Annotated in this window: 21 protein-coding genes and 1 tRNA gene; 6 read left to right on the forward strand and 16 right to left on the reverse strand. The window is 71.2% G+C overall.

Annotated elements, in window-relative coordinates:
- Nucleotides 1–26: 26 nt before the first annotated feature.
- From BGO91_RS14385 to BGO91_RS14405, 5 genes are all read right to left on the reverse strand, one after another.
- Nucleotides 27–779: an alpha/beta fold hydrolase gene (locus tag BGO91_RS14385; RefSeq protein WP_290473424.1), complete on the reverse strand. Its 753-nt coding sequence runs from the start codon at nt 777–779 to the stop codon at nt 27–29.
- A gap of 34 nt (nt 780–813) precedes the next feature.
- Nucleotides 814–1,587 carry a thiamine pyrophosphate-dependent enzyme gene (locus BGO91_RS14390; RefSeq protein ID WP_290473425.1) on the reverse strand — a complete coding sequence of 258 codons (774 nt, stop codon included), beginning with the start codon at nt 1,585–1,587 and terminating at the stop codon, nt 814–816.
- Between the two features lie 68 nt (nt 1,588–1,655).
- The gene (locus tag BGO91_RS14395) at nt 1,656–3,857 is read right to left on the reverse strand and encodes an efflux RND transporter permease subunit (RefSeq protein WP_290473426.1); all 2,202 of its coding nucleotides are present in this window, start codon (nt 3,855–3,857) and stop codon (nt 1,656–1,658) included.
- A 115-nt stretch (nt 3,858–3,972) separates the two neighbouring features.
- Nucleotides 3,973–4,554, reverse strand: coding sequence for an isochorismatase family protein (locus BGO91_RS14400; protein ID WP_290473427.1), 582 nt, complete (start codon nt 4,552–4,554; stop codon nt 3,973–3,975).
- Between the two features lie 39 nt (nt 4,555–4,593).
- The gene (locus BGO91_RS14405; RefSeq protein WP_290473428.1) at nt 4,594–6,273 is read right to left on the reverse strand and encodes a D-alanyl-D-alanine carboxypeptidase; all 1,680 of its coding nucleotides are present in this window, start codon (nt 6,271–6,273) and stop codon (nt 4,594–4,596) included.
- Nucleotides 6,274–6,426: 153 nt separating this feature from the next.
- Here BGO91_RS14405 and BGO91_RS14410 point away from each other — a divergent pair, with 153 nt between their 5' ends.
- On the forward strand, nt 6,427–7,020 hold the full coding sequence (locus BGO91_RS14410; RefSeq protein ID WP_290473429.1) for a sigma-70 family RNA polymerase sigma factor: 594 nt from the start codon (nt 6,427–6,429) through the stop codon (nt 7,018–7,020).
- The gene (locus tag BGO91_RS14415) at nt 7,017–8,624 is read left to right on the forward strand and encodes a hypothetical protein (protein WP_290473430.1); all 1,608 of its coding nucleotides are present in this window, start codon (nt 7,017–7,019) and stop codon (nt 8,622–8,624) included. The genes BGO91_RS14410 and BGO91_RS14415 overlap by 4 nt, the downstream gene beginning before the upstream one ends.
- 82 nt (nt 8,625–8,706) lie before the next feature.
- Here BGO91_RS14415 and BGO91_RS14420 read toward each other — a convergent pair whose 3' ends face one another.
- From BGO91_RS14420 to BGO91_RS14450, 7 genes are read right to left on the reverse strand one after another with little or no spacing between them, the layout of a single operon-like run.
- Nucleotides 8,707–9,789: an Lrp/AsnC family transcriptional regulator gene (locus BGO91_RS14420; protein WP_290473431.1), complete on the reverse strand. Its 1,083-nt coding sequence runs from the start codon at nt 9,787–9,789 to the stop codon at nt 8,707–8,709.
- Nucleotides 9,723–10,634 (reverse strand): alpha/beta hydrolase, encoded by a 912-nt coding sequence (locus BGO91_RS14425; protein WP_290473432.1) that lies wholly within the window; start codon nt 10,632–10,634, stop codon nt 9,723–9,725. The genes BGO91_RS14420 and BGO91_RS14425 overlap by 67 nt, the downstream gene beginning before the upstream one ends.
- A gap of 14 nt (nt 10,635–10,648) precedes the next feature.
- Complete coding sequence (locus BGO91_RS14430) at nt 10,649–11,821, reverse strand: Xaa-Pro peptidase family protein (RefSeq protein WP_290473433.1); 1,173 nt, start codon at nt 11,819–11,821, stop codon at nt 10,649–10,651.
- Nucleotides 11,822–11,855: 34 nt separating this feature from the next.
- Nucleotides 11,856–12,773, reverse strand: coding sequence for an ABC transporter permease (locus tag BGO91_RS14435; protein ID WP_290473434.1), 918 nt, complete (start codon nt 12,771–12,773; stop codon nt 11,856–11,858).
- The gene (locus BGO91_RS14440) at nt 12,770–13,732 is read right to left on the reverse strand and encodes an ABC transporter permease (RefSeq protein WP_021759300.1); all 963 of its coding nucleotides are present in this window, start codon (nt 13,730–13,732) and stop codon (nt 12,770–12,772) included. The genes BGO91_RS14435 and BGO91_RS14440 overlap by 4 nt, the downstream gene beginning before the upstream one ends.
- A 20-nt stretch (nt 13,733–13,752) precedes the next feature.
- On the reverse strand, nt 13,753–15,369 hold the full coding sequence (locus tag BGO91_RS14445) for an ABC transporter substrate-binding protein (protein ID WP_290473435.1): 1,617 nt from the start codon (nt 15,367–15,369) through the stop codon (nt 13,753–13,755).
- Nucleotides 15,369–16,577: a membrane dipeptidase gene (locus BGO91_RS14450; RefSeq protein ID WP_290473436.1), complete on the reverse strand. Its 1,209-nt coding sequence runs from the start codon at nt 16,575–16,577 to the stop codon at nt 15,369–15,371. Before BGO91_RS14450 ends, BGO91_RS14445 begins: the two co-directional genes overlap by 1 nt.
- A gap of 167 nt (nt 16,578–16,744) precedes the next feature.
- On the opposite strand from BGO91_RS14450, the gene BGO91_RS14455 reads away from it, so the two are divergent.
- The 4 genes from BGO91_RS14455 to BGO91_RS14470 all read left to right on the forward strand — a co-directional run bounded on the left by BGO91_RS14455 (nt 16,745) and on the right by BGO91_RS14470 (nt 21,083).
- Complete coding sequence (locus tag BGO91_RS14455; RefSeq protein ID WP_290473437.1) at nt 16,745–17,749, forward strand: ABC transporter ATP-binding protein; 1,005 nt, start codon at nt 16,745–16,747, stop codon at nt 17,747–17,749.
- On the forward strand, nt 17,736–18,788 hold the full coding sequence (locus tag BGO91_RS14460) for an oligopeptide/dipeptide ABC transporter ATP-binding protein (protein WP_290473438.1): 1,053 nt from the start codon (nt 17,736–17,738) through the stop codon (nt 18,786–18,788). Before BGO91_RS14455 ends, BGO91_RS14460 begins: the two co-directional genes overlap by 14 nt.
- A 64-nt stretch (nt 18,789–18,852) precedes the next feature.
- Complete coding sequence (locus tag BGO91_RS14465) at nt 18,853–19,470, forward strand: sigma-70 family RNA polymerase sigma factor (protein ID WP_290473439.1); 618 nt, start codon at nt 18,853–18,855, stop codon at nt 19,468–19,470.
- Nucleotides 19,467–21,083, forward strand: a complete 1,617-nt coding sequence (locus tag BGO91_RS14470; RefSeq protein WP_290473440.1) for a PQQ-binding-like beta-propeller repeat protein — start codon at nt 19,467–19,469, stop codon at nt 21,081–21,083. Before BGO91_RS14465 ends, BGO91_RS14470 begins: the two co-directional genes overlap by 4 nt.
- A gap of 56 nt (nt 21,084–21,139) precedes the next feature.
- Here BGO91_RS14470 and BGO91_RS14475 read toward each other — a convergent pair.
- The 4 genes from BGO91_RS14475 to BGO91_RS14490 form a co-directional block, all read right to left on the reverse strand.
- Nucleotides 21,140–21,212 (reverse strand) — tRNA-Thr (locus tag BGO91_RS14475).
- 90 nt (nt 21,213–21,302) lie between these two features.
- Entirely contained in the window at nt 21,303–21,998 is a 696-nt protein-coding gene (locus BGO91_RS14480; protein ID WP_290473441.1) for a TetR family transcriptional regulator, read from the reverse strand.
- Between the two features lie 68 nt (nt 21,999–22,066).
- Entirely contained in the window at nt 22,067–23,626 is a 1,560-nt protein-coding gene (locus BGO91_RS14485; RefSeq protein WP_290473442.1) for an alpha/beta hydrolase, read from the reverse strand.
- Nucleotides 23,623–24,789, reverse strand: a complete 1,167-nt coding sequence (locus BGO91_RS14490) for a DNA polymerase III subunit delta' (RefSeq protein ID WP_290473443.1) — start codon at nt 24,787–24,789, stop codon at nt 23,623–23,625. The genes BGO91_RS14485 and BGO91_RS14490 overlap by 4 nt, the downstream gene beginning before the upstream one ends.
- Between the last annotated feature and the right edge of the window lie 11 nt (nt 24,790–24,800).

Raw genomic sequence — 24,800 nt, forward strand, 5'->3', positions numbered from 1 at the left:
ATCGTACGACCCGCACGGGCGGCTTCCTACAGGCTGGCGGGAATCCCCAGGAACGGGAGGGCAGCCTGCTTGAAGGCGCGCGCGCTGAGCGTGGTGATGTGGTCGCGACGCGGCACACGCACGAGGCGGGCGCCCAGGATCTCCGCCGCCGCCTCGGCGTCCTCCGCGACGGGGTCGATCTCCCCCGCGACGAGGAGGGTCGGCAACCCGGTCGGCCCGAGCGGGAGCGGATGCGTCCCCATCCCCTGCACGCACGCGGCCAGGGCCTCGGTGTCGACGCCGGGCGCGCGGCGAAGGGAGGCCAGCAGCGGCCCGAGCGGGAACTCGGCCGCCGGCATCTCCACGCCGTCGCGCACGACCGCCTGGACGGCCGAGATGCCCCAGTGGCCGAACTGCTCGACGGTGCCGATCCCGCCGACGATCAACCGGCGCACGCGGCCCGCCGGGATCTCGGGGACCAGCCCGGCGAGCGCGAGCGAGACCCAGCTGCCCATCGAGTAGCCGATCACATCGACCGTGCCGAGCCCCTCCGCGTCGAGTACGGCGCGCAGATCGGCGGCCAGGAGCGCGGGCGAGTAGGCGGCGGGCTCGTGCGGAGCCTCGCTGCCGCCGTGCCCGCGCAGATCGGGGACGAGGGCGCCGCGTCCCGCTGCGGCGAGCGCCTCCACCCAGCCCGTCGACTCCCAGGTCAACGCGCCGGTGGTGGCGAAGCCGTGCACGAGCAGCACGGGATCGGGGCCGGGGTGGCGGGTGACGTGGAGGCGGACGGGACCGGTCATGCCCCCATCCTCCCCCTCCGCCGAGTGGCGCGCGTCACGCTCGGGCGGTGCGGACCCGGCCGAGCACGGCGTCGGCCAGGGTGTCGACGGTGTCGGCGGCCTCGGCGAAGAAGTCGTCGTCGACGGTTCCCGTCTCGCGCAGGAGCTGCTCGCACACGAGCAGCGGATCGCGGCCGGACCAGGCTCCGGGCTCCGCCAGGACCGGCTCGACGACGCTCGGGCCGCCTCCGCGACGGGCGCGGTCGAGCGCGCGCACGGTGGCGTCGTGGACGGCGAGGGCATCGGCTCCGTCGACCAGTTGCACGGGCATCCCCTGCACGCGGGAGGATCCAGCCGCCCCGACGAAGACGACCGGCAGCCGGGAGACGGCGGCCGTCGTCATCGCCTCGTCGATCTCGCGGGCCGTGCTCCCCGGGCCGAGCAGCACCAGGGCGACGCCGCCCGTGCGGTCGAGCTTGGCGCCGAGCGCCCAGGCGACCGCGTGTGTGACCGGGGAGCCGTCGGCGGCGCGCGCGAGGCGGGACTGCAGGGCGAGGGAGGCGTCGGCGCCCGTCGTGACGGCGACGCCGAGGTCGCGCGCGGCGGGGAAGGCGAGGTCGCGCGCCGGGTCGAGGGCGGCCGCGCTGCCGACCTGGACGGCCTCGCGACCGGAAACGGAGCGGTACCCGGGCAGGTCCCCGCGGCGTTCCAGCACCCGGGCGCCCGCGTCGATGCGGCGGACGGTCGCCAGGGTGCGGTAGAGGCGGCGCAGGAGTGCCGGGAGGCCCACGGGCGCGACGGTCACCGTCTCGAGGGTGGTCAAAGGCATGGCGACCACTCTCGCCCACCGGCGCGGACCGGGCAACGCGGGCGGGAATCGCCCGTCAGATTGTCCAGCTAGTCGCCGACTCCGGCCCTTTCGCTGTGCAATGTGCTCTTCGCGAGCCGCGACGGCCACCAGATCGCGCGGCCGATGTCGTACGACAGCGCGGGCACGAGCAGGGTCCGCACGACCACCGTGTCGAGCAGCACCCCGAACGCGACGATGAAAGCGATCTGCACCAGGAACAGGATGGGGATGACCGCGAGGGCCGCGAACGTCGCCGCGAGCACGATGCCGGCCGAGGTGATGACGCTCCCGGTGACGCCGAGGCCGCGCAGGATCCCGGGGCGGCTGCCGATCCGCAGGGACTCCTCCCGTACCCGGGTCATCAGGAAGATGTTGTAGTCCACCCCCAGCGCGACGAGGAACACGAAGCCGAAGAGCGGCACGGTCGCGTCCGCTCCCGGGAACCCGAAGACGTGGTTGAACACGAGCGCCGAGACGCCGAGCGCCGCCCCGTACGAGAGCACGACGCTGCCGATGAGCAGCACGGGCGCGAGGATCGAGCGCAGCAGGAGCATCAGGATGAGGAGGATCACGCCGAGCACGATCGGGATGATCTTGGCGAGGTCGCTCTGGGCGGTGTCGTTCGTGTCGAGCGCGATGGCCGTGACGCCGCCCACGAGCACGTCCGGGTCCTCCGCGGGGAGCGTCGAGCGCAGGGTGCGCACGACCTGCTCGGCGGCGGCCGAGTCCGGCTCGGCCGAGAGGGTCGCCTGCACGAGCACGCGGCCGTCCTTCACGATCGGGTCGGCCGGGGCCCCGGACTGCGCGGGGCGCACGTTGCCGGCGTAGAGGGTGGCCGTGGCGATGCCGTCGGTCTTCTTCGCCGCGGCGAGCACGGCGTCCGCGTGCGCCTCCCGGGTCACGATGAGCACGGGCGAGCCGGAGCCGGCGTCGAAGTGCTCGGCGAGCACCTTCTGGCCGTCGGCGGCGTCGGACTGCGAGAGCACGAGGTCGGTCTGCTCCACACCGTTGGCCTTGAGCTGCGTGAGGCCGAGCGCGCACGCGGCGAGCAGCACGAACGACACCAGCCAGGTGACGCGCGGGCGGCGGGCGATGAGTCGCCCGACGCGCAGCCAGATGCCGCGGATGCCCTCGAGGCCCGCGATGCGGGGGCCCGCCTCGTGCTCGTGCCGGTGGTCGTGCTCGCCGATGACCTTCGGCCGGAACGGCCAGAACGACGCGCGGCCGAACACGGCGAGCAGCGTGGGCAGCAGGGTGAGCGCGGCGAGCAGCGAGAACACGATGCCGATCGCGGCGATCGGCCCGAGGCTCTTGTTCGAGTTGAGGTCGGAGAAGAGCAGGCACAGCAGGGCCAGGATGACGGTCGCCCCGGAGGCCGCGATCGGCTCCAGCGCCGCCTTCCATGCCCGGAGGATGGCGACCCAGCGGGAGTCGACCTGCTCCAGCGCCTCCCGGTAGCGGGCGACCATCAGGAGCGAGTAGTCCGTCGCCGCTCCGATGACCAGGATCGACAGGATGCCCTGGCTCTGCCCGCTCAGCTTGATCCAGCCCCAGAGGGCGAAGAAGTAGACGACGAGGATCGCGGCGCAGAGCGCGAACACCGAGGTCAGCAGCACCAGGAACGGCAGCAGCAGCGCCCGGTAGACCAGCAGCAGGATGACGAAGACGGCCGCGACCGCGACGAGCAGAAGGATACCGTCGATGCCGCCGAAGGCGTTCACCAGGTCGGCGGTCAGCCCCGCGGGGCCGGTGACCCAGCCCTGGGTGCCGCTCGGGAGGTTGTCGTGCAGCGTCGTGCGCAGGTCGGCGACGACGGTCTTGACCGAATCCGAGTCGGCGATGGGGACGATGAACTCGACCGCCAGGCCGTCTTCCGACGGGATGGGGCCGGCGACGCTGGTCGTCTGGTCGCCTTCGGGCGCCTGCACGCCCTTCACCTCGCCGAGCTTCGCGCCCAGCGCGGCGTAGTCGGCGAGCGCGGACGACGGGATCGCGCTGTCGGAGCGCACGACCACGATCGCCGGGATCGCGTTGGAGTCGGTGAACTTCTGCTGCCAGTCCTGGACGGCGGTGGATTCGGCGCTGGCCGGCAGGAACGCGGCCTGGTCGTTGCTCGAGACGCCCGAGAGCTTGCCGAAGGTGGGGCCGCCCAGCCCTGCCAGCACCAGCCAGACCAGGATGAGGACCGTGGGCAGCACGATGCGCAGCCAGAGGGGCGGCCGCGCCTGGGTCTTCGTCGGCTCCGTCACGTCATCTCCAATTAGCTAGCCAAGTTAGTAATCAGCTTAGCGCCGAGTTCACGCCGACGCCACACTACCCCGGATCGGCGATCCGGGGTGGGCGAGGACGGCGGGGAGCCGCGCGTCAGGAGGCGGCGACGAGCTCCGCGCCGGCATGCGCCATCTCCGCGAGGGCGGCGTCGGAGGACTCGGCGGCGACGCCCGCCACCAGTCCGGTCAGGACCCGCACGTGCTGGCCCTGGGCGAGCGCGTCGAGCGCCGACGCCCGCACGCAGTAGTCGGTCGCGATCCCCGCGACGTCGACGGTGTCGATGCCGTGCTCGTCGAGCAGATTGTGCACGGTCGAACCGGCCTCGGTGCGGCCCTCGAAGATCGAGTACGCCGGAACGCCCTGGCCCTTGAGCACGTGGTAGTCGACCCGGGAGGTGTCGAGCGCGGGGTGGTACTCGGCCCCGGCCGTGCCGGCGACGCAGTGCGCGGGCCAGGTGTCGACGAAGTCGGGCTCGGCCGCCGTGGCGAAGTGGCCGCCGTTGTCGGTGTCGCCGTCGTGCCAGTCGCGGCTGGCGAGGACGATCGTGTACTCGTCGCCGTGCTCGGCCAGGTACCGGGTCAGGCGTTCGGCGACGGCCGCTCCCCCGGCGACGCCGAGCGCGCCGCCCTCCGTGAAGTCGTTCTGCACGTCGATGATGAACAGCGCCTTGCCCATGCGGGCCTCCCTCGGCTGGTCAGGGTTCGGAATGGCCGATCAGGTGTTCGACAGGTTGTCGCCGCACTTGTACACGCCGGTGACGAGGGTGTCGATCGCCTGCTTGGCATTGTCGCCCACGTTGCCGAGAGCGTACACGGCGAAGGTGAGCGGGGTGCCGTCGGCGGAGTCGATGATGCCGGAGAGCGTGTAGCCGTTGTCGATCCAGCCGGTCTTGGCGTGCACCGCGCCCTGGGCGGCGGAGTTGGCTCCGGTGAACCGGTTGTATCCCGGGCCGAGCGTGCCGGACTGGCCGGAGACCGGCAGGCCGTCGTAGATCACGCCGAGGCCGTTCTCGCGGTTGAGCACCTTGATGAAGAGCCGGGTCATGTACGACGGGGGCACGGCGTTGTTCGCGCTGAGCCCCGAACCGTCGGCGATGTGGAGGCCGGCGGTGTCGATCCCGTAGCCCTTCAGCCCGGCGAGCACGCCGGCGTTCTCGGCGTCGAAGGTGTTGCCGGCGCCGTTCTTGATCGACACGAGGCGGGCGAGCTCCTCCATGATCGTGTTGTCGGAGTACTTCATCGCCTGCTGGATGAGCGTCGTCACCGGCTGCGACTGCACGGCCGCGAGCTGGCGGGCGCCGGCGGGCGCGGTGCCCTCGGTCACCGGGACGCTCGTGCCGAGGTACTGCTGGAAGTACTGCATCGCGCGGCCGACCGGGTCGGTGCTGCGCGGGGACTCGACGGCGCCCGGGTTGTCGCGGTCGCCGTCGACCATCAGGGCGGTCATGTACGGGGTCGACCCCTCGACGACGCGCTCCTCGTTCTCGTCCCAGCTGGGCTGCCACACCGGGCCGCCGAAGAGGGAGGTGTCGACGACGATGGAGGTGATCGGCTGCCCGCCCATCGCCTGCTTGGCCTGGTTCGCCAGATCCTGGATGGACGGGGCGCCGGTGTAGAACGCGCCCTGGCCGCCGGGCAGCCGTGACAGCGTCACGTCGCCGCCGCCGACCACCACGATCTGGCCGGGAGTGCTGCCGGCCACGACCGTCGTCGAGACCCGGTAGTCGGGGCCGAGGGTCGCGAGGGCCGCGGCGGAGGTCACGGTCTTCATGACCGAAGCGGTCGGACCGGGGGTGCCGCCGTTGCGGTCGAACAGCACCTCGCCCGTCTTGGCGTTCACGACCTGGGCCTCGAGGTTGCCGAGGCGGCCGTCCTGCGCAAGGCCGGCGACCGAACACGTGCGGATGCGGCTCGCAGCCGGCTGCGCGGCGGGGACGGGCCGTGCCGGGTCGACCGTGGCGGTCGGGGTAGGGGTCGGCGTCTTCGTGGCCGACGCGCTCGGGCTCGGCGCCACGGCCGCGGACGCCGGCGAGCCGACGGTCGCGCCGAGGGCGACGCTGCCGGTGCCGAGCACGATCATGGCGGCGGCTCCGCCGGCGACGATCCAGGTGCGGGGGTGCTTGCGGATGGCCGTCATGATGCCGGCGGTCACGCCCGCGAGACCCGCCGCGACGCCGGTGCGCGGGCTCCCCGCGGGAGTCGACCCCGTCGTCGCGGCGGCTTCGCGCTCGGCCGAGCGTCGCTCGGAACGGGTCGCGGGCGCGTCGGCGGGGACGCCGGCGTCGGGCGCTGCGGCATCCTGATCGAGGGAGGGGGCGGGGGTGGTCGACGGGATCGACGGGTCTGACTCGGTGCCGTTCGGCAGACCGGAGTCGGGCTGGTCCGATTCGTGCATCCGGGTATGCTACCTGCATTTTCTGGGAGCGTCACCCGTCAGGGGGCCACGGGTGGAGGGTGCTCGCTCGGCGGGAGGAGACCTCGCTTAGCCTGATCCCAGGGGTCCGGACGCTCGGATGGAACCTTTTCCGCCGATCGGACACTAGAGGATATGAACAACGCTGGAACGGACGAGGCCGACGCCTGGTCCCGGGCGCGGGACGGGGATCCGGACGCGTTCACGTCGCTCTTCGACGCGCATCGCGACCGCGTCTTCGGCCACGCGCTGCGCCTGGTGCGGCAGCCGCACGATGCCGAGGACGTCACCGCCATGGTCTTCCTGGAGGCCTGGCGCCGCCGCGACGCCGTGCGGGTGGTGGACGGTTCGATCATCGCGTGGCTGCTGGTCACGGCGAACAACACCGTCCACAACCTCGAACGCAGCAAGCGCCGCCACCGCGAGGCGCTCGCCCGGATGCCCGAACCCGCGCACCAGCCCGACCATGCCGACGACGTCGCCGACGACCTCGACAACCAGGAGCGCGACCGTCGCGTCCGCGATGCGTTCAGCACCCTCTCCACCGCCGACCAGAACGTCATCACGCTCTGCGTGCTGGAGGAGCTCCCGCTCGCCGACGCCGCACGCACGCTCGGCGTCCCCGTCGGGACCGTCAAGTCCCGGCTCTCCCGCGCCAAGCGCCGCCTCGGCGACCTCGCGCTCATCCCCGACACGGTCCACCCCGCCTTCGAAGGAGGTGCAGAATGACCACCACCGGCCCCGTCTTCGACCCGGCGCGCAGCGCCGCCCTCCGCGACATCCTCCACGAGACCGTCGCCACCGCTCCCGCGCGTCCCTCGCGCACACGGTTCGCCCTCCTCGGCGGACTCGTCGGCGCCGCCGTGCTCCTCGCCGGCGGAACCGCCGCCCTCGCCCTCACGGGCGCCCTGCACTTCGGCGCGCCGGACCCCGTCCCCGTGCCGATCACACCCACGCCGAGCATCACGCCGACGCCGACGCCGACCACCACGCCGACGGCCCCGCGCATCCGGGTGCAGTCCGGGCCGATCGCCCGGCACGACGTGGACACGCTCGCCGACCGGACGAGGTGGTCCATCGACCTCCCGGGCATCGACGACGGCTGCCGGATGAATCCGCAGGCGTACAGCGTGGCCGACGGCCTCAGCGTGTTCGTCTCCGGCGCCCGGCCCAAGGAGTACGAGGGCGGCGGTGCGTGCACCGAGAACACGGACGAGCGCGTCGGCCTGACCATGGTCGACACGACCGACGGCGAGGTCCTCTGGAAGCGGGAGTGGAGCTACACGTCCGATCGCGACGGCGGCTTCGCGGGTACGCGCTTCCAGCTCCTCGGCACGTCCGGACGCGCGATGTTCACCTCCACCGACGGCACATCGGGCGCCCACGACGTGATCGACCTGAACACCGGGCAGACCCTGGCCACCTACGACGCCCGTGCACTGCTCTACGGCGTGGCGGTGCCGGACGACTCCGGCGATCTCGTGGTGTCCAGCGATCCGACCCGCGGGACTCCCGGCACGATCTCGCGGGTCGACCCGATGGACGCGTCCGCCCCGCGGTGGACCACTCCCGTCGACGGCACCGGCCCGGTCGTCGCGCCGGGGACCAGCGACGCATCGGTCCTTCCGGCGTACTACTACCTGGCGAACGACCCGAACACCCAGGTGTTCGGGACGATCGATCTCGCGTCGGGCGCCTTCACCCGGCACCCGGAGTTCACCGACTACAGGCTGACGTCGAGCCTCGTCACCCTCTGGGCGGCGGGCGCGGCGAACGGCTCGTCCGACGTGACCGCGCTCGACGGATCCGGGACGGCGGTGTGGACGCGGCACGTCGCCCCGGGCGCAGCCCTGGTCCCCGTCAGCACCGTGGCGAGCCCCGCGGGAGCCGGGCAGACGGACCTCGCGCAGGCGGGCCAGTTCGCGATCGCCGATGCGGCGGGCGTGACGGTCATCGACCAGCTGTCGGGCGACACGGTCTGGACCTCCGCCCCCGGGGCGTGCAGCGCGTCGATCGGCCGCGGCGTCGTCTCCGCCCTCGCCGACACGGCGCGGAACGCGTTCACCCTCCAGCTCGGCGACTCGACCGGATGCGCCATCGACCGCACCACGGGGAAGGCGCTCCCCGACCTCGGCGTCCCGGCGTCGCCGCTCGACTCGCTCGGGCCGAAGAACACCTACGCGACCTCCTGGGAGACCCGCGTGGGAACCGCCTACGACCGAGCGACCGGCCGCGTCCTCTGGACCGTCGACCTGGACAGCAGGGAGTACTGGGACTTCGCCGGCGGCTACCTCGTCCGCCTCCACGGCAACCGGATCGCGTCGATCGGCTGAGCGGCCGCGGAGCGACGGCGGCTCCCCGGGACGAATGCGGCCGCGCGACGGCACGCGAACGTCCCGGGGAGCCGCTGTCGCGTCAGCCGTCGAGCGCGCCGACCCCGACCTGCGTGCGCCACCACGGCGTCTCCACGAAACCGCGCTTGAGGTACAGCAGCTCCATCGCGCCGGTCCAGCCCTCGACGCCCTCCAGCGCCGACAGGGTGTGGGAGATGAAGTCGTTGAGCTCGGCGACCGATGGGGTGATCAGCTCGCAGAAGAGCGAGTTGTCGTCCAGGATCGCGGCCAGGTAGCGCACGGCCGGGTACTCCGACAGCGCGTTGGCCACGGCCTCCAGCCGCGCGGGGGCCACCCGGACGAGGAGCAGCGTCTCCGCGCCCATCCCGAGCGCGGCCGCGGGGACGAGCGTCAGGATGTCGACGCAGCCCTTCGCGCGGAGGCGGTCGAACCGGCGCCGCACGCTCGACTCGTTCATCCCCGTCTTGTCGCCGATCGCCTGGAAGGTCACCCGGCCGTCCTCGCGCAGCTCGGTGAGGATGCGGCGGTCGGCGTCGTCGAAGTGCGCGGGCTCGCAGTACTCCGGGTCGATGAGGGAGGTCTTCTCCGCCTCGGCAGGCAGCTTCATGGTCTCGGCGTAGAGCTGCCTGCTCCAGTCGTGCCGCACCTTGTAGACGTGCATGATGATGTCGCTGCGCCAGCGCTTGATGCCGGCGATCGACTGCAGCGACTGGATGAGCTTCGGGTAGTGCGCGGCGCCTCCCGTCACCACGACCTCGGCCATGATGTCGTACTGGCCGGTCACGAGGGTGAGGAACCGGACGTCCTCGTGCGCGACGAGGGCGGCCGCCACCTCCAGCTGCGTGCCCGGCCGGCAGTTCAGGCGCACGAGGAACGAGTCCACCTGCCCGGAGCTGCCGAGAGCGGGGACGATCGCGATGCGCACCACGCCGTCGGCGACCAGCTGCTGACCGCGGCGAGCGACCGTCGCGGTCGAGCTGCCGACCATGTCGGCGATCGCGGTCCAGCTGGCGCGCCCGTCGTGCTGCAGGGCGACGATGATCTTGCGGTCGAGTTCGTCGAGGGTGTCGAGCGCCTTCACGCGGCCGTGCCCGACCGGGGCGGCGCGACCTGGTGCAGGAAGCCGCGTACGGTGGCCGTCCATTCCTCCGCCTCCTCGATCTGCGGCGAGTGCCCCGATTTCTCGAAGATCGCCAGACGCGCGCCCGGGATGAGCGAGACGATCGTCTCGCTGCACGAGACCGGGGTGATCCAGTCCGTGCGGCCCACCGTGACCAGGGTCGGCGCGCTGATCCCGGGGAGAGCCCCCTTCAGATCATAGTTCGGCAGGTTCTGGGAGAACGCGTAGTTGTGCGCCTCGTAGCGGTAGGGGGTGGCGGCGACCTTGCGCTCGACGGCCTCCGGGTCGTAGACGAAGTCGTACAGCGGGAGGATCTCGCGCCAGCAGTCGCGCAGGTCGTCGTCGTCGCGTACCCGGCCCTCGTCGATGCGGTCGAACTTCTCCATGTCGACCGTGACGCGGTCGGAGGCGAGCGCGTTGGCGCGGGACAGCTCCGAGTGGGTGTTGTCCGGCGCGGTGTCGCGGAGGACGAGCGCGCGCACGCGGTCCGGGTACCGGATGGCGTATTCCATCGACATGAACCCGCCGTAGGAGCCGCCGGCCATGATGATCTGCTCGGCGCCGATCCACTCGCGCAGGCCGTCGATGTCGGCCGCCCACTGCTCGTGGCTGAACTCCCCCGCTCCCTCGCTCTCGCCCGACCCGCGCGCGTCGAAGACGACGACGCGGTAGTCGTCGGCGAGCCGCCCGAAGCTGGCGCGCGGCTCGGCGCGCGAACCGAGGCCGGGGGCCCCGTGATGCGTGATGATGACCGGCGCGCCCTCCGGGCCGAGCACCTCCACGGCGAGGCGGTTGCCGTTGATCTCCACGAACTCGGCGGTGGTGGTCGCGGCGGCGAACTCCGGGGAGACGTCCTGGTTTCCGGTCACGGTGGGTCCTTTCTTCAGAGTGCGATGGTGCAGGAATCGAGATCGCGGGGGAACGCGGTGAGCGGGCGGGCGCCGTCCGGCGTCACCAGCATGCTGTCCGAGATGCGGTAGCCGGCGTGGCCGGGGAGGTAGATCCCCGGCTCGTTCGAGACGATCATCCCCGCCTCGAGCGGCGTCTCGTCCCCGTCCTCGAGCCACGGCGGCTCGTGCATCCCGAGGCCGATGCCGTGACCCTGCCGGTGGCGCAGGTAGTCGCCGAGCCCGGCGTCGCGGATCACGTCGAGGCAGTCGCGGTTGGCGTCGCGGCACGCGCGACCCGGGCGGATGGCGCGGCCGCCGACCTCCTGCGCGAGCCGGACGGCGTCGTGGTAGCGGCGCTGCTCGGCGCTCGGCTCGCCGAGCACGAAGGTGCGCTCGCCCTCGACGAAGCGGCCGCCGACGGCGCAGCCGAGGGAGAGCATGAAGGTGTCGCCCCGCTGCAGCCGGTATCCGGAGGGCAGGCCGTGCGGATAGGCGGAGTTGGCGCCCGCGTAGACCAGACCGCCCGCGAGCGGTGAGACGACGATCACGTCGTCGTGCTCCTCGTACATCGTGGAGACGCCGACCCCGCCGACGTGCGAGGCCAGCTCGGCCTCCGTCGGCAGGGTCGCGCCCGCCGTGATGCTCTCGCGCACCAGGGCGACGCCCGCCTCCAGCATCAGGTCGGTGATCCGCGCTGCCTCCGCATGCAGCGCGACCTCCTCGGGAAGCTTGAGGTAGCGGGCGACGGTCACGATCGGGGTGGGGAGGGCCTCCGCCACGGTCAGTTCGGCGAAGGCGGCGTGCTGGCGCTCCCAGGTCATGCCGGTCGAGTAGCCGACCCGGCCCGCGCGGCCCACCCGGGAGGCGAGGGCGCGGAACGGAGGCACGACGCCCGGGAACTCGGCGTACGAGACGATCTCGGCGCGCGCCTCCTGTCGCTCGGCGTTCTCGCGCTCCAGCTCGGGGACGAGCAGCACGGCACCGCCGTCGGCGCCGAGCCACACGGCGACCGGCCGCTCGCAGGGGTGGTGGAAGAAGCCGGTGAGGTACGCGACGTCCTCGGGCGCGTCGGTCAGCAGCGCGTCGAGTCCGGCGGAGCGCATGCGCTCGCGCACGCGCTCCTGCAGCCGGTCGAGCGCGTCGGCGCTCAGGCGGGTGGTGAACACGGTCCTCCTTCGGATCGTCTGGTCGGTGCGGCGGTCAGCGGCGACGCGACCGCGGGTTGCGGGCGTCGTTGTACGCGATCGACAGCAGCGTCGCGGAGAGCACGAGCAGCAGGATGGCGATGGAGGGGAACAGGGTCAGCCACCAGGCGCTCGACATCGCGCCCGACTGCTGGGCCTCGTAGAGGATGCGGCCCCACGACCACACGTTCGGGTCGCCGAGGCCGAGGAAGGCGAGCCCGGCGGCCGACAGGACGGCACGCGAGGCCGTGACCACGACCGAGACGACGATGACGGGCGTGACGGCCGGGACGACGTGCCGGACGATGATCCACAGCGGGGAGGTCGTCATGAGCCGCGCGGCGTCGACGTACGGCAGGCGCACCACCGTGAGAGCCTGCGAGCGCACCAGCCGCGTGACCTCCGGCCACGAGAACGCGGCGACCACGAGGATGATCGTGCCGGTGCTCGGGCCGACCAGGGCGGCGATGAGGATCATCAGCGGCAGCACCGGGAGCGACAGCGTGAGGTCGACCAGCACACTGATGAACCCGTCCAGCCGCTGGAAGTACGCGCCGACCACGGCGATCAGCGTCCCGACGACGATGGCGATGGCCGAGGCGGCGACGGCCACCAGGATGCTCTGCTGCGAGCCCCAGACCACCTCGCCGAACACGTCGCGGCCGAGGCTGTCCGTGCCGAACCAGTGCGCGAAGCTCGGGGCCGCGAGCACGGGGTCGCCGTAGCTCGGCGGATAGGGGGCGATCAGCGGGGCGCCGATCGCGACGATGGTGAGCAGGATGAGCACGCCGAGCGCCAGCATCCCGAGCGGCTCCCGGCGGAAGGCCTTCCAGGTCTGGGCGCTCGCGCGGCCGTTGCCGAGGGCGACGGGTTCGAGCCCGACGGCCTCCTCGGTGACGGTCGCCGCGTTCTGGACGGTCGCGTCGGTCGTCATGCCTTCTTCACTCTCGGGTCGAGGAAACCGTAGACGGTGTCCGTGATCATGTTCGCGACCACGACCGTGATCGCGAGCATCAGGAACGCGCCCTGGAGGACGGGGAAGTCGAGCTGGGTGACGGCCTCGTAGATGCCGCGCCCGATGCCGGGGTAGGCGAACACGGTCTCGGTGAGCACCGCCCCGCCGACGAGGAAGCCCAGCTGCAGGCCGATGAGCGTGGTGGTCGGCAGCAGCGCGTTGCGCAGGGCGTGCTTCCAGAGCACCCGGCGGTAGGGCAGTCCGTTCGCCCGGGCCAGCGTCGTGTAGTCCTCCCCCAGCGCGTCGATGAGCGTCGAGCGCATCGTGAGCACGTACGAGCCGAGCTGCACGAGCATGAGCGAGAGCGCCGGCAGGATGAGGTGCGTCGCCACGCTCCCGTACCAGGCGAGCCCGTAGGCGTCCTGATCGTACGCCCCGCCGATCGGCAGCCAGCCGAGCATGAGCCCGAAGACGAAGAGCAGCAGAACGCCGATGCTCGGGACGAAGATGGACTGGCCGGTCACGCCCACGATCTGCACCAGCCGGTCCAGGAACCGCCCGCGGTGGGAGGCCGCCAGCACCCCGAGCGGGATGCCGACGACCACCGTGGCCACGAGCGCCGTGCCGGTGAGCAGCAGCGTCCAGGGCAGGCGCTGCATCAGCACATCCAGCACCGGGATGGACTGCGTGAACGACACCCCGAGGTTGCCCTGGACGAGCTGCCACAGGTAGATGCCGTACTGCACGATCATCGGCTGGTCGAGGCCGTACTGCTGAAGCAGGGCGGCCCGCGCATCCTCGGTCATGTTCGGGCTGGCGACGGCCAGCGCCGGATCTCCGGGCAGCAGGCGCAGCAGGAGGAACGTCACGGTCACGGCGAACCAGATCGTGAGCAGACCCCGGCCGAGCCGTGGGAGGAGGAACAGGAACCGGGACACGCGGGTCTCCCTGCTTTCGGTTACTTGCCGGCCGGGTGCGCGCTGGCCAGCGACACCGGGTTGACGATGGAGAGCAGCTCGCTGGGCTTCGAGACGAACCCGGTCCACTTCGAGCTGTGGGCGAAGTACAGGTTCTGCGTGTACATGATGTTGTCGTACACGTTGTCCCGCACGATCTTCGCGGCCTCGCGCATCAGCTTCACCTTGTCGTCCTTGTCGGTCGTCGCGGTGCCCTGGGCGATCAGGTCGTTGAGCTTCGCGTCGTCGACGTAGGTGTAGTTGATGGCGCCGCCGGGCAGGTACGCCAGCGTCATGTTCGTCACCGGGTCGTCCATGATGGCGAAGTTGCCGGCGTAGATGTCGAAGTCGCCCTTGTTGGTCATCGCGAGGTACGTGTTGCGCTCCGTGCCCTGCAGCTCGATCGCGATGCCCGCCTTCGCCGCGCTGTCCTTCACCAGGGTCGCCCACTGGCTGGTGACGCTGTCCTGCAGCGAGTAGATGAGGCGGAACTTCAGCGGGAACATGCCGTCGGAGCCGGCGGTGTAGCCCGCCTTCTCCATCAGCGTCCGCGACTCGTCGGTGTCGAACGCGTACTCCTTGATCGACTTGTCGTAGTAGTCCTTCAGCACCGGCATCAGCGGGCTGGAGCCGGTCGAGACGGCCTGACCCTGCAGCACGACCTTGCGGATGGCGTCGTAGTCGACGGCGTGCGCGAGCGCCTGCCGCACCTCGACCTTGGCCAGGTCCGCGTTGTTCATGTTGTAGGTCATGTGCGCGTAGCCGAGGCCGACGGCCTCCTCGACGGCGATGCCGCTCGTCGCCTTGAGCTTGGCGACCTGCGCCGGCGGGAGGGCGTTGGCGATCACGTCGACCTCGCCGCTCTGCAGCGCCAGGATCTCGGTGTTGATGTCCGGGAACACGCGGTAGACGACCGAGGCGGACAGCGGGGTGCCGCCCTCGACCAGCGGGTAGTCCTCCACGCGCTCCAGCGTGTAGCTCTGCCCGATCTGCACCTTGGTCAGCTTGTACGGGCCGGCGCTGACCCAGCCGCCGTCGCTGCCGTCGTTCGGGAACGTCGCCACCGACTCCGCCTTCTCGAAGACGTGCTTCGGGACGATGTTGCCCCAGAAGCCGATCTCCTCGACGATCGACGAGTCCGGCTTGGTGAGGGTGAACTCGACCCGGGTCTTCGAGACGGCCGTCGCCGTGTCGAGGTTGGTGAGCTGGCCGTAGAAGGTGCCGGAGGGCTTGTCCTTCTTGACCGCGTTCATCGTCCAGGCCACGTCCTCGGCGGTCAGCGGCTCGCCGTCGCTCCACTTCAGGTCGTCGCGGATGTCGTAGAAGCCGGTGGTGTCGTCCACGTAGCCCCACTTGGTCGCGACCTGGGGCTCCTTCGAGCCGTCGTTCGCGATGCTCAGGAGGTGCGGGTACATCAGGTTGGTGATCCAGTAGTCGCTGCGGCTGTTGCCGACGAGCGGGTTGTAGTTCACGACGTCGGTGGTGGTGGCCACCGAGAGCGTCTGCGATCCGGCCGTCGCCGTGGAGGCGGCGGGCGGGGCGCTCGGGGCGCAGGCGCTCAGGGCGAGCGCCGACGCGGCGAGCACCGCAGCGGCGAGTGCGATCTTCCGTGGGCGCATCAGACCCACACCTCCTTCAGGACCCGCAGAGTGTTGCCACCCACGACGGCGCGGATCTCGTCGTCGGAGTAGTCGTGCTTCACCAGCCAGCCGATGATGTTGTAGAACTCCTCGGCCGGGTTCTCGAGGCCGTCGACGTACTCGACCTTCTCGTAGTCGACCGTCCCGTGCGCCTGCCCGAGGGACAGGTTGGACGAGAAGGCGTCGTGCAGGCCGACGTGGTCGCCGAAGAGCGTGTCGGGGCCGAAGCTGACGTGCTCGAGACCGACCAGGTCGACGCAGTACTGGAAGTGGTCCATCACCGACTCCAGCGAGTGGCGCGGGTGCGCCGGGGACAGCGTGGTGTGCGGCGCCGCCTCGATGCCGATCACACCGCCGCGCTTCGCGCACTCGATGATCGTCTCGTCCGTCTTCATGCGGTTCGTCGGCCAGAGGCCGCGGGCGCCCGCGTGGGTGATGAAGGTCGGCTTGGTGGAGGCCTTGATCGCGTCCACGGCCGTGCGGTCGCCCGAGTGCGAGACGTCGATCGCGATTCCGAGCTTGTTCATCCGCTCGACCGCGCGCTCGCCGAAGTAGGTGAGGCCGCCGTCGCCGCGCTCCTTGAGCCCGGAACCGAGGGTGTTCGCCTCCGAGTAGGCGATGCCCATCTGGCGCACGCCGAAGCCGTAGAGCACGTCGAGCCGGTCGACCTCGTTCTCGATCATCGTGGAGGCCTCGAGTGCGAAGACGTGCGCGATGCGGCCGGTCGCGGCCGCGTACTCGATGTCCTTGATCGTCTCGCCCTTGATGACGAAGTCCTGGTGCGCGAGGTCCGCCATGCGCACGCCGAGGTCGAAGAGCACGTCCTGGTACTTCCAGCCCGCGTCGCTCGAGATGCAGCAGGTGCCGTCCATCCCGTTGTCGAAGACGGCCGTGATGCCCGAGCGGCTGAGCCCCTCGTAGCCGGTTGGTTCGCGGCCCTGGCGGATGTGGTCGCGGAGCTGGGTCATGTCCTCGGGGAAGACCTGCACGTGGTCGTGCAGCGAGATGACGGTGGACTCGGTCAGCAGGCGCGTGGTGCGCTCCGCCTGGGCGTCGCTGAGGCCGAGTCCGGCGTAGGCGGGCACGCGGCCGATCTGCTGGGCGTAGCGGAACTCCCGGTAGTCCTTGCCGGCCTCGAGGTAGTCGTAGGCCGTGTAGCCGGTGTAGCGCGGGGAGGGGTCGAGCACGCTTTCTCCTTCGTTCCTGGTGAGGTGGTGGTCGCGGTGCGCACCTGGCGCAGTACGACACAATCTCGCCGATATCCGGCATCTGTGTCAACATGTGTTTGAAAATTCGGCAAATCTGTTTCCCAATTGAAACATTCCGGAAATCACTCACATGCAAGGATGTCAGCGTGGACACTACGAACCCTTCCGGCGACGAGGTGTTGCGGGTACGCAACCTCTCCGTCGCGTTCACCGGCTCCGGCCCGGACATCCCGGCCGTGCGCGAGGTGGACATCAGCGTCGGCCGCGGCGAGTTCGTCGCGCTGCTCGGCGAGTCCGGCTCCGGCAAGTCCGTGACCGCCCGCGCGATCATGGGACTCGGCGACGAGTACTCCCGCGTCACCGCCGACGAGCTGCGGCTCGGCGACGTCGACCTCCTCACCCTGAACGAGGAGGGCCGGCGGCGGCTCCGCGGCGAGCGCATCGCCCTGGTGCTGCAGGACGCCCTCTCCGCCCTCAACCCCGTGATGACGATCGGCGACCAGATCGGCGAACTGTTCCGCGTGCACCGCCGGGCCAGTCGCCGGCAGGCCCGCGCCCGCGCGGTCGACCTGCTCGGCCTCGTCGGCATCCCGGCCCCCTCCCGCCGCGTCGACGACTACCCGCACCAGTTCTCCGGCGGCATGCGGCAGCGCATCCTGATCGCCATGGCGATCGCCCTCGACCCCGAGCTGCTGATCGCCGACGAGCCGACCACCGCTCTCGACGTGACCGTGCAGGCGCAGATCCTCGACCTGCTCGGCTCGCTGCGCGACCAGCTCGGGATGGGCATCCTGCTCATCACGCACGACCTCGGCGTCGTCATGGAGGTCGCGGACCACGTCTCCGTCATGTACGCCGGGCGGATCGTCGAGAGCGGCAGCGCCGATACGGTCTTCGCGCATCCCGCCCACCCGTACACCGAGGCCCTGCTGCGCTCCGTGCCGCAGGCGGCCCAGCGCGGATCGGACCTGCTCACCATCCCCGGCTCCCCGCCCAGCCCGGCCCGGGTGCCGCGGGGCTGTTCGTTCCACCCGCGCTGCCACCTCGCCGTGGACGCCTGCGCGACCACCCGGCCTCCCCTCGTGGAGGTCGCCATCGGCCGGCGCGCCGCCTGCCTCCGATCCGAGGAGCTCATCGGTGAACTCGTCTGACCCCCGCCCCGCCGCCGTGCTCCCCCGCCCGGAGGACGACCCCCGTGAGGTCGTGCTCGGCGCCTCCGGTCTCGCCCGCCGCTTCGCCTCCGGCTCCCGCCTGCGCCCCGCCACCGTCTCCGCGGTGGACGGCGTCAGCCTCGAGCTGCACGCCGGCGAAGTGCTCGGCATCGTGGGCGAGTCCGGCTGCGGCAAGTCCACTCTCGCCCGCATGCTCGTCGGGCTGGAGCGCCCGGACGACGGCACGCTCACCTACCGCGGCCGCGACGTCGGCCGCGGCCGGCTGAGCGACCGCAAGCACCTGCGCCAGGGCGTGCAGATGATCTTCCAGGACCCGTACGCCTCCCTCGACCCGCGCATGACCGTGCTCGACATCGTCACCGAGCCCATCGCGGCCGCCCACGCCATGAACCGGGCCGACCGGCGCGCCCGCGCGGTCGAGCTCCTGGAGCTCGTCGGCCTGGGCGAGGACATGCTCGGCCGATTCGCCCACCAGTTCTCCGGCGGTCAGCGCCAGCGCATCGGCATCGCCCGGGCGCTCGCGCTCGACCCCGACGTCCTCGTCTGCGACGAGCCCGTCTCCGCCCTGGACGTCTCCGTGCAGGCGCAGGTCATCAACCTCCTCGGCGACATCCGCCGCCGCCTCGGCGTCTCGATCGTCTTCATCGCGCACGACCTCTCGGTCGTCCGCCACATCGCCGACCGCGTCGCCGTCATGTATCTCGGCCGCATCGCCGAGATCGGCGACACCGACGCGATCTACGATCACCCCTCCCACCCCTACACGCAGGCCCTGCTGTCGGCGACCCCGACCGCCACCCGGGAGGGCCGCGGCCGGCTGTCGCAGCGGCGCATCCTCGGCGGCGAACCCCCGTCGCCCGTCGACCCGCCCGCCGGCTGCCGCTTCAACCCGCGCTGCTGGATGGCCACCGACGAATGCCGCACGATCGTCCCCCCGCTGCACGCCCTGTCCGGCCCCGGCATCCCGGTCCGCGACGTGTCGTGCCACCACGCCGAGGAGGCCGTGCTGGCGGGGTGAACCGCCTCCCCGTCCGGTCGTGCACGAAGATGGAACCGCGCTTCGCGACCGGACATTAGGGGATATGGACACAGAACGATTCGACGAGGCCGCGGCCTGGTCGAGAGCGCGTGAGGGCGACTCGGCGTCGTTCGCCTCGCTCTTCGACCGGCACCGCGATCGCGTCTTCGGGCAGGCGCTGCGCCTGCTGGGGGCCCGGCACGATGCCGAGGACGTGACCGCCGTGGTCTTCCTCGAAGCCTGGCGCCGGCGGGACGCGGTGCGCATGGTCGACGGGTCGATCATCGCGTGGCTGCTCGTCACGACGAACTACACCGTGCGCAACCACACGCGCAGCAGTCGCCGGTACCGCAATGCGCTCTCGAAGCTCTCGCAGCCCGCCCCGCAGCCGGACAGCACACCGGACGTCGACGACGCCCTCGACAACCGCGGGAGGGACGCGGCCGTGCGCTCGGCGTTCGCCGGCCTCCCTCCGCGCGACCAGGACGTGATCACGCTCTGCATCCTCGAGGAGATGCCGCTCGCCGACGTCGCCGCGACGCTCCGGGTGCCGATCGGCACCGTCAAATCACGCCTGTCCCGCGCCAAGCGCCGGCTGGGCGACCTCACCCTCGCCGGACTCGACCCCGCAGCGACGGAGATCGCCGCCGGCCGCCCCGCCCTCGAAGGAGGTGCAGAATGACCACGTCATCCGCTTTCGACCCCACACGCAGCGCGGAGATCCGCGCCCTGCTCATCGACACCGTCGACTCGACCACGATCCGCCGCCGTCCGGCCACGTTCGCCCTGGTCGCGACCCTCACGGGCGTCGCGCTCGCTCTCGCCGGGGGGACCGCCGCCCTCGCGCTGTCCGGGGTGCTCCACTTCGGCGCCCCCGAGCCGGCTCCGGCACCGCCGACACCCGTCGTGACGCCGACACCCACTCCCACACCTACGCCGACGCCCACCCCGACGACGCGCCCGGTCGTCCAGTCGACTCCGATCGCGCCGCACGATGTGTCCGGCCTCCCGGCCTCCCCCTCGTGGAGCCTGGACCTCGCCGGTACGAACACGGAGTGCACGATGCTCACGAGCTGGGACCTCTCCGACGGGCGTGCGCTCTATCTCAGCGGCATCCGGCCCAAGGAGTACGAGGGATCCGACTGCATCTACGATACGGACGAGGACATCGCGCTCACGCTCGTCGACACCGAGCACGGGACGAAGCTCTGGACCCGCGAGTGGGCCTTCACTCCCGACCAGCTGAGCCTGCAGACGACGCTGCGGGTCCTCGGCACCTCGGGACGCGCGGTGATCGCCTACGGCAACCCCGGTTACGGCCCCCACGAGGTGCTCGACCTCACCACCGGCCAGACCGTCGCTCCCTTCGATCCGGGCATCCCCCGGTTCTCACTCGCCCGCGATGCGACGACCGTCGGCGACGCGTCGGGCGACCTGCTCATCGTCGACGCGCAGCGCGGCGCCGACGGCTCGGAGTCGTCGACTCCGTCGCTCCGCCGGATCGACCCGCGAGATCCCGCGCATCCGAAGTGGTCGACGACCGTCAACGGCAACCTCGTCGACTTCCTCCCCGCGGTCGACAGCGCGACGGCCATCCCCATCAGCTACGGCAGAGGGTACGGCCAGGACTCGCGATCCTTCACGGCCATGGTGGACTCCGTCAGCGGCGCCGTGACCGAATCGAGCGCTCTCAACAATGTCGACACGTTCGGGTCGGTCTACGTCACGCAGACCGGCGGCCTGGACGGGGCTCCCCGGGAACTCACCGGCTTCGACGCCACCGGCGCGAAGGTGTGGACGACGGCCGCGCCGCCCGGGACGATAGCGCAAGCCGTCGCGACGGCCGGCGCGCAGGCCGCTGGATCACGTGGTGGGACCGACTCCGGGCTGTTCGTGGTCACCGGCGCCGACACCGTCACGCTCTACGATCAGGCGACGGGAACCGCGCGCTGGAGCGCGACGGCGACGGGCTGCGGTCCCCAGACGACGGGGGGCATCGGCACTGTCCAGGATGCGCGTGACGCGATCGTGACCTCCGTCGGTGGTCAGACCTGCTCCTTCGATCGCACGACAGGCGCCCCTGTCGCGAACACACGCGGCGACGGCTTCACCCAGCTCCTCGGCACGCGCAACTCCTACACGTACGACCCCCAGGACGCCTCGGCGGGGATCGCGACCGACATGGCGACCGGGAACGTCCTCTGGACCCGTCCGCGCCGGCTCTGGGAGTCCTGGCGGTTCTCCGGCGGCTACCTCGTCACCAACGACGGCAACCACCTGGAGTCGATCGGCTGAAGCCGGAAAACGACGAACGGCCCGCGGTTCTCCGCGGGCCGTTCGTGTCTCTTCGGAGCCGCCCAAGGGAATCGAACCCTTGACCTTCTCATTACGAGTGAGATGCTCTGCCGACTGAGCTAGGGCGGCGTGGGCCGGGCTTCCGCTCGGCGCACAGTCAGATAGCTTACCCGATCCGGCGGGGTGTTCACGACCATCGGGAAGGGACGGCCAGACGGATCAGTGAACCTGCGAACCGAGCGCCTGCAGCTGGTCGAAGGAGCTGCGGAGGCGGTCGGCGAGCGGCTCGACGCCGCCGTGGTCGGCCCAGCAGGACCAGGCGTGGCGCATGCCGGCGAACGCGACGTAGGTGACGAGGCGGGCGCGCTGGTGCAGCGCCTCCGCGTCCTCGGCGAGAGCCGGGTCGTCGTGGGCGAGGCGGCGCTGCACGACGGCGCTGAGGGCGTCCTCGAACTTGTGCATGCTCGCCATGCGCTGGGCGAAGAGCTCCGGGTTGTCCTTCAGGAGGGCGCGGCGGAGGGTGTGCATCTCCTGCAGGCTCGCCGCCGTCTCACCGGGTGCGGCCGGGTCGGGCTCGCCGAGCTCGCCGCCGTCGATCGCGGCGATCAGGAGCAGGCTCATCCCGTGAAGGATGGGCTCCTCGGGTCCGGCGGCGATGAACCGCTCGACGTCGTCCTCGTGCGGCAGCTCGGGGAGCTCGCCGATGATCGCCGTCTCCTTGGAGGGGAAGTAGTTGAAGAAGGTGCGCGGCGAGACGTTGGCGGCATGGCTGATCTCGTCGATCGTGACCCGGTCGAACCCGCGCTCGCTGGTCAGAGTGAGCGCGGCGAGCTGGATGGCGCGCCGGGTGGCGATCCGCTTCCGCTCGCGCAGGCCGAGTTCGGGATCCACCGCTGAGTCAGGTGCCACAGTCACACGCAGATTATTTCATCCTCTGCAAAATTGCACCACTCGATCGAGCGAGTGTGACGCCGCGGACACGGTCAGCACGTCTTGCCGGCGGAGGGCAGCGTCCCCTTCACCAGGAAGTCGTCGACGGTGGTGTTCACGCACGAGTTCGACTTGTTGTACGCCGTGTGGCCTTCGCCCTTGTAGGTGAGGAGGTGGCCGTTCTGCAGCTCGCTCGCGAGGTTCTTCGCCCACACGTAGGGGGTCGCGGGGTCGTTGGTCGTGCCGACGACGAGGATCGGCGCGGAGCCCGCCGCCGCGATCGGGCCGCGCTTCACGGTCGTCTTGTACGGCCAGGTGGCGCAGCCGATGTCGCCGTACGCCATATACGGCCCGATCACGGGCGCGTCCTTGGCGAGCTCGGCCGCCTGCGAGCGCATCGTCGCGGGGTCGGCGTCGTACGAGTAGTCCAGGCAGTTGATCGCCATGAACGCCTCGGTCGAGTTGTCCGAGTAGGTGCCGTCGCTGTCGCGGCTGTTGTACGCGTCGGCCAGGGTGAAGGCGACGGAGGCGCTCCCCCGCATGACCGACTCGAACATCTGGCTGAGGTACGACCAGGCCTTCGCGTCGTACAGCGGGTAGATGATCGCCGTCACCAGGGTGTTCGCGCCGAGCTCGCGGCCGTCCGAGTTGCGGATGGGGCTCTTCTCGACGGACGCCAGGAGGGCGGAGATGGTCTTCATCCCGTCGTCCACGGTGCCGTTGAAGGGGCAGTCCTTCTGGGTGACGCAGTCCGCGAGGTACGCCCGCAGGGCGCTCTCGAAGCCCTGCGCCTGCACCTTCGTCACGTCGAAGTTGCTGGCCGCGGGGTCGAGGGCGCCGTCGAGCACCAGCCGGCCGGTCTTGCCCGGGTAGAGGTCGGCGTAGACCGCGCCGAGATAGGTGCCGTAGGAGTAGCCGAGGTAGTTGAGCTTCGTGTCGCCGAGGACGGCGCGGAGGAGGTCGAGGTCGCGGGCCGCGCTCACGGTGTCGACCTCGTCGAGGAGCGATCCGGTGTTCTTGGCGCACGCGGCGCCGAAGTCCGTCGAGGACGCGGTATTGGCCGCGATCCACTCGTCCGATCCGCGCACGCCGGGCGTGATGTCGTAGAGGTAGCCGTCCATCTGCTTCGCGTCGTAGCACGTCACCGCCGTGGAGCGCCCGACGCCGCGGGGGTCGAAGCCGACGACGTCGAAGTGGTCCTGCAGGGTGCTGTCGGTCGCGTAGCCGACGCTGTCCTTCACGAAGTCGTTGCCGGAGGCGCCAGGGCCGCCCGGGTTGACCAGCAGAGAGCCCTGCTTGGTGCCCTTCGCCTTCTGCCGGATGAGGGCGAGCTCGATCCCGCCCGCCGACGGGTCGTCCCACTTCAGCGGCGCCTTGGCCGTGGTGCACTGCATGCCGCCGGAGCAGTCGCTCCACGTCAGCACCTGGTCGTAGAACGGCTTGAGGGCCGCCGAGACGTTCTCCTGCACCGGCGTGGAGGTCGCGGCCGTCTTCGGCGGGATGAACCAGGTCACGCATCCGGAGAGGGTGAGCGCCGCGACCGCGGCGATGGCGACGGAGGCCAGACACAGGGAGCGGCGCCGGGCGCCGGGACGGGCCGAACGGGTGGTCACAGGTCGGTCCCCTTTCGCGCGGCGGTGCCGCGAAGGATGGTCGTGAGCATCGCCTCCAGCGCGAGCGCCGGCGCGACGTTGCCGTCGATCCGTTCGCGGGCCGTCTGGACCGCGTCCATCGCCGCGAGCGTATCGGCGGGAGTCGTGTGGGCGCTGAGAGCCTCCAGGCGCTCCAGCAGCTCGAGGTTCACCAGCTCGCTGGCGCTGCCGAGCTGCAGCATCATCACGTCGCGGTAGAGGGATTGGAGGTCGACCAGGATGCGGTCGATCCCGTCGCGGAGGCTGCGTGTCGCCCGTCGCTTCTGGTCCTCCTCCAGCTGACGCAGCTGGCCGCGCAGCGCCGGGGGCACCGTCCCTCCCGGCTCGACGCCGAGCGAGCGCAGGGCGTGCTCGCGCTCCTCCGCGTCCCGCTCCTCGGTGATCGCCTTCGCGTCGGCGCCGGCGATCTCGAGCAGGGAGGCGGCGGCGAGGACGGCGCCGGAGACGGAGCGGATGCCGAGGGCCAGCGTGAGGGTCTCGGAGCGGCGGCGGCGAGCCTCCTCGTTCGTCGCGAGGCGGTGCGCCATGCCGATGTGGCTCTGGGCGTGCCGCGCCGCGCGTTCGGCCGTCGCGGCATCCACCCCGTCGCGGCGCTCGATGAGCGCAGCGACGTCGGCCACACTGGGCACCTTCAACCGCACGGTCCGGACGCGCGAGCGGATCGTCGGAAGCAGATCCGCGTCGCTGGGGGCGCACAGGATCCAGACCGTCCGCTCGGGCGGCTCCTCCAGCGCCTTCAGCAGGACGTTGGAGGTGCGCTCGCTCATGCGGTCGGCGTCCTCGATGACCATCACCCGGTACCGGCCGACGGACGGCGCGAACTGGGAGCTCGACACCAGGGTGCGCACCTCGTCGATGGAGATGATGACGCGTTCGGTGCTGAGCACCGCGAGGTCGGGGTGCGTCCGCGCCTCCACCTGACGGCGGGCCGCGAGGTCGCCGTCCGGCGTGCCCGGGCTGAGCAGGGCGGTGGCGAACGCGTACGCCAGGTTGGAGCGCCCCGATCCGGGCGGCCCGGTAATGAGCCAGGAGTGGGTCATGCTGCGGGCGTCGGCGCCCTCGGCGGCGGCGCGGACGACGGCGATGGCGTCGTCCTGCCCCGTCAGGTCATCCCATACCGCCATGCGTTCCAGGC

It is taken from the genome of Leifsonia sp. 71-9 (assembly GCF_001898805.1).
Taxonomy (GTDB): domain Bacteria; phylum Actinomycetota; class Actinomycetes; order Actinomycetales; family Microbacteriaceae; genus Leifsonia.

Excerpts from the sequence above, each read along its gene's own strand:
- BGO91_RS14400 (WP_290473427.1), bottom strand. The coding sequence starts at position 4,554 with ATGGGCAAGGCGCTGTTCATCATCGACGTGCAGAACGACTTCACGGAG.
- BGO91_RS14415 (WP_290473430.1), top strand. The coding sequence starts at position 7,017 with ATGACCACCACCGGCCCCGTCTTCGACCCGGCGCGCAGCGCCGCCCTC.
- BGO91_RS14405 (WP_290473428.1), bottom strand. The coding sequence starts at position 6,273 with ATGCACGAATCGGACCAGCCCGACTCCGGTCTGCCGAACGGCACCGAG.
- BGO91_RS14470 (WP_290473440.1), top strand. The coding sequence starts at position 19,467 with ATGACCACGTCATCCGCTTTCGACCCCACACGCAGCGCGGAGATCCGC.
- BGO91_RS14420 (WP_290473431.1), bottom strand. The coding sequence starts at position 9,789 with ATGGACGGCCACCGTACGCGGCTTCCTGCACCAGGTCGCGCCGCCCCG.
- BGO91_RS14445 (WP_290473435.1), bottom strand. The coding sequence starts at position 15,369 with ATGCGCCCACGGAAGATCGCACTCGCCGCTGCGGTGCTCGCCGCGTCG.
- BGO91_RS14465 (WP_290473439.1), top strand. The coding sequence starts at position 18,853 with ATGGACACAGAACGATTCGACGAGGCCGCGGCCTGGTCGAGAGCGCGT.
- BGO91_RS14385 (WP_290473424.1), bottom strand. The coding sequence starts at position 779 with ATGACCGGTCCCGTCCGCCTCCACGTCACCCGCCACCCCGGCCCCGAT.
- BGO91_RS14410 (WP_290473429.1), top strand. The coding sequence starts at position 6,427 with ATGAACAACGCTGGAACGGACGAGGCCGACGCCTGGTCCCGGGCGCGG.
- BGO91_RS14490 (WP_290473443.1), bottom strand. The coding sequence starts at position 24,789 with ATGGCGGTATGGGATGACCTGACGGGGCAGGACGACGCCATCGCCGTC.
- BGO91_RS14390 (WP_290473425.1), bottom strand. The coding sequence starts at position 1,587 with ATGCCTTTGACCACCCTCGAGACGGTGACCGTCGCGCCCGTGGGCCTC.
- BGO91_RS14435 (WP_290473434.1), bottom strand. The coding sequence starts at position 12,773 with ATGACGACCGACGCGACCGTCCAGAACGCGGCGACCGTCACCGAGGAG.